The sequence below is a fragment of the Alteromonas sp. AMM-1 genome, from assembly GCF_047290655.1.
GTDB classification, from domain to species: domain Bacteria; phylum Pseudomonadota; class Gammaproteobacteria; order Enterobacterales; family Alteromonadaceae; genus Alteromonas; species Alteromonas mangrovi.
The window spans coordinates 1-10,587 of sequence record NZ_JBLBUE010000120.1; the positions used below are offsets into that span (position 1 = coordinate 1).

General features: G+C 47.6%; 11 protein-coding genes. 3 read left to right on the forward strand and 8 right to left on the reverse strand.

What is annotated here, in order from left to right; translation table 11 throughout:
- Both trhA and ACLR2L_RS15260 read right to left on the reverse strand, forming a co-directional pair.
- Nucleotides 1–644: PAQR family membrane homeostasis protein TrhA (gene trhA / locus ACLR2L_RS15255; RefSeq protein ID WP_413369265.1), on the reverse strand; the 644-nt coding region annotated here is incomplete at its 3' end.
- A 384-nt stretch (nt 645–1,028) separates the two neighbouring features.
- Nucleotides 1,029–1,454, reverse strand: a complete 426-nt coding sequence (locus tag ACLR2L_RS15260) for an organic hydroperoxide resistance protein (RefSeq protein ID WP_140961612.1) — start codon at nt 1,452–1,454, stop codon at nt 1,029–1,031.
- Nucleotides 1,455–1,595: 141 nt separating this feature from the next.
- Between ACLR2L_RS15260 and ACLR2L_RS15265 the strand changes: the two genes are divergently transcribed.
- Nucleotides 1,596–2,048 carry a MarR family winged helix-turn-helix transcriptional regulator gene (locus ACLR2L_RS15265; protein ID WP_413369267.1) on the forward strand — a complete coding sequence of 151 codons (453 nt, stop codon included), beginning with the start codon at nt 1,596–1,598 and terminating at the stop codon, nt 2,046–2,048.
- Between the two features lie 7 nt (nt 2,049–2,055).
- Here the strand turns inward: ACLR2L_RS15265 and ACLR2L_RS15270 are convergent, their stop codons facing one another.
- From ACLR2L_RS15270 to ACLR2L_RS15290, 5 genes are all read right to left on the reverse strand, one after another.
- Complete coding sequence (locus tag ACLR2L_RS15270; RefSeq protein ID WP_413369269.1) at nt 2,056–4,950, reverse strand: CHAT domain-containing protein; 2,895 nt, start codon at nt 4,948–4,950, stop codon at nt 2,056–2,058.
- A 71-nt stretch (nt 4,951–5,021) separates the two neighbouring features.
- Nucleotides 5,022–5,507: a hypothetical protein gene (locus tag ACLR2L_RS15275; RefSeq protein WP_413369271.1), complete on the reverse strand. Its 486-nt coding sequence runs from the start codon at nt 5,505–5,507 to the stop codon at nt 5,022–5,024.
- A 2-nt stretch (nt 5,508–5,509) separates the two neighbouring features.
- Nucleotides 5,510–6,904: a peroxidase family protein gene (locus tag ACLR2L_RS15280; protein ID WP_413369273.1), complete on the reverse strand. Its 1,395-nt coding sequence runs from the start codon at nt 6,902–6,904 to the stop codon at nt 5,510–5,512.
- A 15-nt stretch (nt 6,905–6,919) separates the two neighbouring features.
- The gene (locus tag ACLR2L_RS15285; protein WP_413369274.1) at nt 6,920–7,561 is read right to left on the reverse strand and encodes a hypothetical protein; all 642 of its coding nucleotides are present in this window, start codon (nt 7,559–7,561) and stop codon (nt 6,920–6,922) included.
- 14 nt (nt 7,562–7,575) lie between these two features.
- On the reverse strand, nt 7,576–8,352 hold the full coding sequence (locus tag ACLR2L_RS15290) for an RNA polymerase sigma factor (protein WP_413369276.1): 777 nt from the start codon (nt 8,350–8,352) through the stop codon (nt 7,576–7,578).
- A gap of 400 nt (nt 8,353–8,752) precedes the next feature.
- Between ACLR2L_RS15290 and ACLR2L_RS15295 the strand changes: the two genes are divergently transcribed.
- Nucleotides 8,753–9,178 (forward strand): hypothetical protein, encoded by a 426-nt coding sequence (locus tag ACLR2L_RS15295; RefSeq protein WP_413369278.1) that lies wholly within the window; start codon nt 8,753–8,755, stop codon nt 9,176–9,178.
- Between the two features lie 35 nt (nt 9,179–9,213).
- Here ACLR2L_RS15295 and ACLR2L_RS15300 read toward each other — a convergent pair whose 3' ends face one another.
- Nucleotides 9,214–9,750 carry a prepilin-type N-terminal cleavage/methylation domain-containing protein gene (locus ACLR2L_RS15300; protein WP_413369280.1) on the reverse strand — a complete coding sequence of 179 codons (537 nt, stop codon included), beginning with the start codon at nt 9,748–9,750 and terminating at the stop codon, nt 9,214–9,216.
- Nucleotides 9,751–9,959: 209 nt separating this feature from the next.
- Between ACLR2L_RS15300 and ACLR2L_RS15305 the strand changes: the two genes are divergently transcribed.
- On the forward strand, nt 9,960–10,587 hold a 628-nt coding region (locus ACLR2L_RS15305), incomplete at its 3' end, for an aminotransferase class I/II-fold pyridoxal phosphate-dependent enzyme (RefSeq protein ID WP_413369282.1).

The window sequence follows — 10,587 nt, forward strand, 5'->3', positions numbered from 1 at the left end:
ACATAATAGTAAATTGAAAAGTAATGGCAACTGCAACCGCCAATTACGAACAAATGCCAAATGGCATGTGTAAACTTTTTCGACTTGGCTACGTAAAACAATACACCAATACTAAAACACAACCCACCAGCTACAATCAGCCACAGACCAGAACCAGGAAGTGCCTGGTACAAAGGGTAAATCAGCGCCAGCGCAATCCAGCCCATTACCAGATAGGTCATTACCGACACTTTGGGAAAACGGTGTTTGGCAATCAGCTTAAACGCCACGCCCCCCAACGCCAGCAGCCAAATACCAATGGTTGCTGCAATACCCAGTGTGCCGCCAATGGCAACCAGGGTTAAAGGTGTGTAGGTTCCCGCGATCAATAAATATATGGCACTGTGATCAAACAACTTCAGTACGCCTTTGGCCTGCTGATGGGTAACCGCATGGTAAATGGTAGATGCCAGAAACATAAAAATAAGCGTTCCACCATAAATAGCGGATGCCGTAATACTCACAGAGGATTCTGCCCGCAACAGCATAAACACTAACCCAACAATCGCCGCAACAAAGCCCAGTCCATGACTGATACTGTTCATCCATTCTTCCAGTACTGAGTACGCGCGGTGTTTTAGGGTTGTCATAACTGCTCCGACCATTCAATAAGTACAGTGTAATAACTCAGCGTACACTTGTACACCGTAACTGTTGCAGTTTCGTGGCAAATAGTCATTGAGTATTGAAAAACCGAAGGATTTAGATCCTCCGTCATCCCGGGCTTGACCCGGGACCTACTCAAACAGGCCGGGATCTTAATTAACGTCACCCCGGGCTCGCCCCGTGGTCTACTCAAATAACGTACCGAAACCAAACAAGGTCCCCGCCTTCGCGGGGATGACTTGTTAGAAAGCGGGGATGACAAAAAGGAAATGCGGACGACGAAAAAGGAAGCGCGGATGCCCCTCTTTCTCGTCACCCCGGGCTTGACCCGGGGTCTACCCAAACAGCGTACCGGGGCTGAAAGAGAGAATCAACCAAACGGCTTATACCACGTCGAATGTTACTTCTACGTTGCCGCGAGTCGCATTTGAGTAAGGACACACTACGTGGGCTTTCTCTACCAGCGCTTGCTTATCGGTATCCACATCGCCCAAGTCAACGATAAGTTTAACGGCAATCGCAAAGCCAGTGGGAATGGGGCCAATGCCCACTTCGCCGGTTACTTTAATATCGGCAGGCAGCTTCACTTTTTCCTGGCCAGCCACAAACTTAAGCGCACCAATAAAGCACGCTGCGTAACCAGCAGCAAACATCTGCTCTGGGTTGGTACCCTTACCATCGTCACCACCCAAGCCCTTTGGAACCGACAAACCGGCTGCTAAGCGCCCGTCATCAGATGCCACTTTTCCATCGCGACCACCTGTTGCTGTTGCCACACCTGTATATAACACTTGATCTAATTTATGCATAACATGTCCTCTTGGTTGTGATTTACATTTCCCTCCGAAGCTTCAGAGGGAACAGATACTTTGCATGCAAAATAAAATAACAAAGCAATGATTGCCTTGCAACTACTTTGTATGCAAAATATAAAGCAGAGGTAGCCAGGCATGCATGAACACGACTTATTAAAACTTGAGAACCAGCTTTGTCATCGCTTTTACAGCGTGTCGAACGCGTTTACCCGCGCCTACCGGCCGCTGTTAAAATCACTGGATATTACTTATCCGCAGTATCTGGTAATGATGGCAATGTGGGAACAAGACAAGCAAACCATCTCGCAACTGGTTGAAAAGTGCCGGATTGACGCAGGTGCGCTTACCTTAATCCTGCAAAAACTGTCGCAGAAGGATTTTGTTGAAATTACCCCTTCGTCACATGATAAACGGGTAAAAGTAGTAGCGTTAACGCCTAAAGGGCACGCCACAAAAGACGACGCATTGGCAGTGCCCAAACAGCTTTTGTGTCAGTTACAAAACCTGGATGCAGCAGAAATGAACCAGCTTAAAACCCTGATCGACAAGCTGTACTGTGAGTTAGCCGGTCCTACAGGTAACGATTAAAACGAGCTTACAGGTGGCGCTGGGTAAGTTCGTACCCTGCCCAGTAAAATGGATGCCGGTAGCGAGGCTGGCTGCGCATATCTTGCATGGTATTGATCAGCGCTTTATTGGTATCGCCGGTGCGTAAATACGCTTCGTAATACGCGCTGGCAAACGTTAAAGACGCCCTGTCAGCCACTTCCCAAAGAGTTGAGACTACTTTTTTCGCCCCGCCAATTAAGAATGCCCGGCTAATGCTCATGGTATTGGAGCCCGTGAAATGACGTCCCTGTGCCGTGGCACACCCGTTTAAAAATACGAGCTCATTGGAAAACTGCTGATTGCGGATTTCAAATTCGCTAATAAATGCCGATCCCATTGAGCTTTGCGACTGCGCGTTCAATACCAAGCCTACATACTGAGGTTTGAACGGATCGTAAATATGGTGCGCGGCTATATGCAACACGGCAGAAGTTCTGGCTTCCTCTGAAAACAGTGCGTCTCTGCTGGCTGACTCTCCCACCAAAGCACGGGCATCCGATGCCTCAAATAAACCCGTAAGTTTCTCAGCTTCAATTGCCGACCACGGCAAAGGTTGTAAATCAGCCATCCAAACAGGCATAGACTGCGAGCTATTTACTATAAGTTCTGGCACCGACAATAATCTGAACGCAGGCCGGTTTTGCTGAACGCCGTTTATTTGTGGCGTAGCGAGCGACAGCACCTTAATCACCGATTCAGGTGGCTGCCGCAAACTGAGCGCCAGGCCGTTCACTGGCATGTCCTGAAACACCTGATTAGTTACCACGTACCACACGGGCCCGCTGCCCGCAGTCAGTTTTTGCGGAAAAATCCGCTCCGCCAGTAATCTGAGTGCGCTGTCTTCTATGGGTTGTCGCTGGCTAATGGCGCTATGCATGTTGCGAAGCAGCTGTTGTAGCTCAGATAAATCCCCTAACGAGGCCGTTTCAACGCTATCTTGTGTTACACCAAAAACATAGCCGGTTGTTTCACCTGCCACATAAAACCAAAGTTGTTCGAATGGTTTCAGCCTGGCCTGCACCACCTCAATGCTTACAGATTCAGGTAAGTCCGCGCTGCCATATTCAACCGCTGACGTAGCGGGTAAACCCTGTTTTGCATACACCAGGCGCTCTAAATCCCAAACGATGTGATGCGTTAAACTCGCCTGTGCAGAATCGCTATCGAGTACTTCGGCCTGTAGTTCGCTCACATGTGTAAGATCGCGCCCACCGAAAGTATTAAATGTGGTGGTTAAGCCGTTGGTTAACTGATTAAGCTGCATACTAATTTGCAGCACTTTACGGGTATTTTCGGTCTGCTGGGTTTGCATTAGATGTTCAAACCACAGTTGATAAAATCCGAAAATTTGATTTTGAAGTGCAGGAGCCATTTCCCCAGCATCCAGTTTGCTCAGCAAGCTATAAATAAACTGGTGAGTATTTTCAGCAAAGTCTGCAGCAACAGGTGAAAACGTCTTTAAGCTTAAGAATCGAAATTTAAGCAACCGGGCCTGAACAAGAAGTGCTGGAGAAGCGCCAGATTCCAGGCTTTGCATTGCGCTAAACACCCTGTTTGCTAAATCGAGCTGTGCGTGTTCAAGGGCAAACTCAGCTAACTGAATGTGCCCGGTTATTTTCAGATTATCGTAACCACTGATAGCAACTTCTTTTTCCAGCCTATCCAGCAAAAGCAACTGTTTCTGCGAGTCGAACACTCCCGATTTAATCTGACTGACCAGGCTCAGGATACGATCTCCCGAAGACCCGGATTCGTCATTCAACAGCCTGGCACAAGCTGGCAGGTAGGCAGATATTTCGTCGGTTCTTTGCGTCTCTACTGCTATGTGGGTAAGCAAGCACTGTATACGGGCATACTTTGCTTCATTGCTGTTTTGAGCAATGGAGGCGGCGTTAAGCAGAAAAACACGCGATTTTTCGTATAAGCCCACATTAAAATAATTAATACCAAGCAGATGATAAATGTGATTTTCCAAATCTGGATCGGGTTGAGATTGCAATAACTCCAATGCCGAAAGCAAGCTGATCTCTGCATGGTGATAGTCAAACAACTGGGTGTATAACCAGGCGAGGTTCGACAGCACTATCAGTTGTTGTTTCAGTAGTGCACCGTTGCGTATCCCATGTGATGATGTTGCTATATGAAGCGCCTGTTTCTCTGTATTTAACGCGTTGCGCAACAGTTCACTTTTGTAGTCTGGTTGTAGCCTCGACTCGGCTATGAAAAAAAAGCTCTGGGTATCGTAAAGGTTAACCAACGCAGGTAAAACAATGGCGGTAACAGGTATCTCTCTTTCAAGTTCAAAGGCCTCTGCGAGTAACGTTTCAGCATCCCGCAACCGTTCTTGGTGAATTGCCAGTTCAGCCATGAGTATCGATAACTTCAACGCCATTGGCGCACAGGCATCCCTATCCCAGGTTTGAAGTGAAGACAGATATTCATCGGCCTTGTCCAACTGGCCTTGCAATAACGCGATCTCGGCCAGAATAAGTGCGGCTTCAACTGTTGCTTCAGACTTAGTATCACCACTTAATTCGGTAATAACACGTTCAGCATCCGGGTACTGATATAAATTAAAATGCATCCAAACCAAAGTGGCTGCAAGGATCTGCGAAGAATGGGGATCGGCCTTTTGGTTTAGCCAGTGGTTTAACCTTAATGCTGCGGCCTGTTGAGCCGCCGGAACACCGCTACTCCAGTCTGCGGCGATTTGTTCCAGTAAAACAAATTCAAGGCCAGATAGGGGAACACTGCTAATTTCCGTGCGATGCGTTTCGCATTGCTCTAAGGTGATATTATTTCTGGTAAAAATCAGGTTAGAAAATCCATAAGGACCAGGTAAAACAAACTCTGTCGACGCCGAGGGAGTACTAATAATCAAAAGGATTGTCAGTAAACCCGAAAAATTACAGAATTTGCTCACCTACGCCCCACTTATCAATTTAACCTGTGTTAGATTTCGCAGCGCCAGAACGGTGCTACCGGCGTGTCATCTGTTGCCGATTTAGCGGTATCAACTTTGGCAACTTTCTCTCTGGCCTCAATGCATTTTTTCACTAAACCAGGAGGCATATCCAGCGCAATAGTCTCGTTTTCCTTTTGCGCAGCCCAGTGCTTGTGATCAGACCAATAGTAATCGTGCTGCATTAAGCGCACACCGGCTTCCTGCTTTAATGAAATCACGTCTAACAGCAATTCGTCATCCGCTTCTTTTACGGTGTAAAACAACTCTTCATTGTTATGTTTTACCGGGTAATACACCATCATATAGGGCTCGCTGGCCTGTGGCATTACCGTTATTACCACTATGTTTTCTTTTGGCAGGTACTTAGCCAGTAACCGATCTCCCTGAACAGGCAAATAGCCGGCATGTGTATACGATCCACCGCTTCCCTGGCCGCTTACACTCCAGTAACCATCGTAATCACTATGACTCATTGTTATTCCTCATTTAACAGTACAAAGGTAAGTAAGCCGGGCATGTCTGATACCGCCAAAGCACTTGCCATGCCTGGCATATCTGGTACACCCGGCAACGCAGATGCAGAATGTTGAAGGATTTGTTTAAACGCAGATGCCACAATTACGCTGGCCAACGGCCCCAAATACCCTTTGCGGCGAATAGCCGGCGTATGCTGAACATATTGCGCTTCCCGCAAAATGTAATACCACAAGGGCGTGTGGTGTTTTAACACATCGCCATTCGCCACCTGCGCAAACAACGAGGTTACCGGTGTATCCATATTGTCGGGCGTGAGTAGCGGAAAATCACTGAGTACCGCACCTACAGGGAGTGCGGCTATTTTATTTTCGTACACTTGTGCCAACGGAGTATTTTCATTCCAGCTTCGCAGTAAGTTGCGAATCGCCAGCACGTTGTTAGGCCACATCAGGCCGGGAATAACAATGGTGTTTTTAGGGCTTAAGTGCACAGCAGCCTGCTTGCCTTTAGGCTGAGCTCTGAATTCGTCGGGAGTGTAAAAAAAGCGCGCCCAGTTTACGCAAACTTCAGGCGGAATGTGAGTGAACCCACTGGTGAAGTAATCACTGCCCGCCCGATAGTTAAACAACTGGCGCAGCGTTAAACGCGTTTTGTGTTCATTTAACACGTACTCGGGGCGAACCATGGCATGACCAAATCGAAATACCGCCGTATTGAACGCGTTAGTGCCAGCTAACTCCTGCTCACTAAACAGCGCATCCATGCAGTCTGCTGCACCAAAGTACGCAGTCCACACTTCGTCCCATAAAATGCGCTTTAAAAAGTCGTGAACCACAATGTGCAAATAGCGGTCCGTTACAATTTGCCGGGCCATGTTATAAAGTGCAGAAGGGCTATATGCAGTATTTGGCTGCGCAGATAACTGTTTAACCACCGCGTTGTGAAAGCGAATAAACAGCACATGAAGCTGTGCAATAAGCAGGTTTTCTTCGTTGCGGGTATCGGCTATCAAGGGCGCCCCCGCGTCTCCCCGAATAAAATCGTAGGCACCACTGCCAAGTTTTTTAACCTTTAGTTTGCCGCTTTGCTGATCAACAAACGGCTCGTTGAATCCGGTGCCGTACAGACTTGCCAGGTCGAGTACCGGGCGTGCTCTGGGTACTTTTCCGTCGCCGTGTATGGTGCCCATTAACGGTGTATCGGCTGTAGCAAAACGCTGTAAATCGTGATCGATAAACTGGCCAAGATAGGTATAACCGGCAGGCAGATCATGCTCTCCCAATTCCGCCAGGCCGCGCTGGGGGACCTTTGAGATGGCTTCCCCCAAGTCAATCAGCATACCGCGGGTTAACGGAGAGGTTACGCTTTTAGCAATGTGAGGCTGGCCATCCATAGCAACTATTCCTGTCTATTCCATTTCCAGATAAAACCCAATTTCCTGCGGCGTGTTGTGGTTTTCATCTGATACTTCCACGCTGTACTCGCCAGCATGTACCTGATCGCGGGTAAGTGCCACCAGCAACTCCCCTTGTTCGTTACCTTTTACCTGGTATTCAAGCACCAGTCTGGCTGATGCTTTTGCCGTTACCCTAACCCAGTAGGTGGCATCCGGTTGGGCAAAGTACGTTTGTACCATGAGCGCCATTACGTCGCTATCTTTTCGCAATACAAACACCGGCAAAGACGACGCCGAAGAACGCACCGTTTCCAGGTATTCAACCTGCGAACTTACCAATCCGCCTGGCGCACTGCCACTTTGCCATACCGCAAAACTCAAAGCACAGGCCGCCAACGTACACGCACTGGCACGCAAAGGCGTTGACCAGCAATACGTGCGTATCCATTGCAACACGCCGGATTCAGCACGGTTTTTATTCACTGCGTCTACCAGGGTTTGACGGAACAACTGATCGATTTCCAGCTTGTCTACTAATTCGGGATGGTCTAACAAATACAACTCAAACTCCATGCGCTCGCTGTCTTTTAGCTTTTGTTGTAAATAGCGCTGATGGAATTCTGCTTGCTCAAATTTTGAGATGTTTTGTGTCATGAACGTTACCTTCACTACGGCCCTTCATTACAACCACGTTGGCAATGGAACACTTCGGCGGAAGTACAATTATTAATCCGCTGTAACAAGTGATGCGACGCAATGGGTTCTCTCACCCCATGATGAACTTGTGCAGCTGGCAGTGTTTCACCGCACAACAACACAACCAGCCCACACCCCAACAAAGACACCAGTGACAAATCGCTTATCGGTTCATTGATAGCTGCGCTCAGTTTTTGTTTTAAGCGCTGACGCGCACGATACAGCACGCGGTCGAAATGCTCAGGTGACAACGACAGTAAATCGCAAAGATCTTCTTTGGGCGTGCCATGCACAAAATACTCAACCAGAATATCCCGGTCTCTTTCTACCGGCATTTCATTGAGAACGCTTGATACCAACGAGACAATTTTTTCCCGCTGACACCGCTGAGCCGGACCATCCAGCTCTGCAAACAACGTATCGAGTTCGTCCGTGCAATCGGTTTTCTGGCGCTTTTCTTTGCGCTTGTGGGCTATCAGTAAATTGGTGGCGGTACGATGAACAAACGCACTTAAGGCAGCCGCTTCTCGAATGTCACCTGCCCGGGCTTTTACCAGGCAAATACACAAGGCTTCCTGTGCCAGATCGCTGGCCATGCTGTGGTCGTGACAATCGTTAAACAACATAAGATACAGCGCGCGCCAATACCGGCGCACGAGTTGTTCTTCTGCAGACTTACTGCCTGAAACAATACTACTTAACAGAGATTCAGGTGAGCCCGAGATGGCAGGATTATTCTCAGGTGACACCGCATTCTAACTATATGAATTTATGATAAATAAGAGGCTAAGGGAAAAGTGAGAATGAGGCAAGATTAATTGTTAAAAAGTGTCTATAAATTGCGCCATGCCGATCTCCAAGCCTATTCCCTTGCCTGTCCCGGGGTCTTCTCGAAGACCGGGCAGATGCCTGACAAGATCCCCGCCTTCGCGGGGACGACGAAATAGAACTCGGGGAAGACTAAATAGAACTCGGGGATGGCGAAGTAGAACTCGGGGACGACGAAATAGAATTCGGGGATGGCGATGTAGAAGACCACGGAATATCAACGAATAACAGGAATATAAAAATTTCTTAAAATTAAGTGAGAGAAAACCAATACACGTGGCACATCACGGTGTAGGTAGCAGAATTAGATATGAAGTACTCATGCAACTAAGCAAAAACCAACGAAGTCACAAGTATACATTACAGGAAGATGTTCACTTGCGTATTGGTATCAAACCACCTGCCGATATTGTTACGCCAGACGTGTCATTATTACGCAGTGGTCGTTTGATCATTAAAAAAGGCTACCAGTGGAATGGCCCCAAATGCAGGGGATTCTGGTGTAAAAATGCGGTACGGGGAGCCTTGATTCATCATGTGTTATGCCAGCTTATGCGCGAACAGCACTTACCAGATACCTGTAAATCAGTAGCCGACAAAACCCTGATGCTGCAATGCATCGACGATGGCACACCATCTATAGTGGCCCGATTGCTGTACTCTCTTGCCAAGCGAGAAAATATTGTTCCGGTGAAACACAATACTTTTGAAGCGTGCGACACCGACATTAACCGTTCCAACTGCTAATCGCACTCAACAAACTGCTACTGTGCCAAGGGCAGTTACATACCATAAATTTTTACGTCGCCAGCCTGGCCGTCGTAATTGTATCCACCGCCGGAATAACTAAAGGCATCTGAGTAATACACAAAATGTGGTGAACTGCTTTGATAAACAGCTTCGCCTCCCTCGCTTTTTATGTATCCGCATATCTGGTTGTAGGCAAACGCATTCCAGCCAGGACTCAACACCGACGTAAATGAAGCCGCTACCGAAATGGGTTCAGCATTACTGAACACTTTATTCCACAAATCGGCGCAGCCTGCGCTGTCGGTTGTAGAACCTACCGGCCAGCCAACCGAATTAAAGTTAACCGACTGGTTGTCAATTAAAATGGGCGAACTTTGCTTTATCTGATACTTGGCATGCAGCAGTGCCACGCCACTTTTAAATGCACTGGATGTAGCAATGGTAGTGGCATCGTTTGCATCGTCGCTAAAATCCACAAATCTTGGCGCAGCAACCACCGACAATATGCCAATAATTACGATCACAATGATCAGTTCAATTAAGGTAAAACCCTGGTTTTTGTTTTTCATTATAAATTTACCCGACAACTTCAACACGACACGCAATAATACTTAAAAATGCAAACGATTGCGTTCATGCCAATCGTCACCTCGCGGTAATTAATCGTATTTATGCTGCCTATATCTGTATGGAACGAAAATTATTCATGTGTATCTGTACGATTTTTGCTGCAAAGCTAGTATGCTTCGCACATTGAAACATTACTTATCTGGACCTCATGAACCTTACACACCTGCTTACGCCTCAGGCACAAAAAATGGAGTCTTCGCTGGTTCGCGAGCTGCTGCAATATTCTCAACAGCCAGACATTTTGTCGCTGGCTGGCGGCCTGCCCGACGAAACACTGATGCCTCCACTGCCCACACTTGCTCCCGTGGCTTCTTTTGCCCAATACGGCCCAAGTGAAGGCGAACCTGCACTTCGCAAACAAATCAGTGAAATAATCAGCGAGCGTGGGCTGTCGGTTGAGTTCAAACAGGTATTGGTTACCAATGGTTCACAGCAAGGATTGGATTTAATCAGTCGCCTGGTGCTGAATCCAGGCGATGTAATACTTACTGAACAGCCGACTTATCTGGCGGCATTACAGGTATTTCAACTGCAAGGCGCGGTAGTAAAAACGGTTGAGTCTGACGAAACAGGCATGAACCCCGACGCCCTCAAAGCAGCCATTGAGCAATACAACCCCAAAGCGGTGTATTTGATTCCTAACTTCCAGAATCCGGCAGGACATTGCTACAGTTTGTCGCGCCGCGAAACCATTGCCAGTATTATTGATGCCAGCAATATTCTGCTGATTGAAGACGATCCATACCGCGATCTGTACTACGACGAAGTAGTGATCA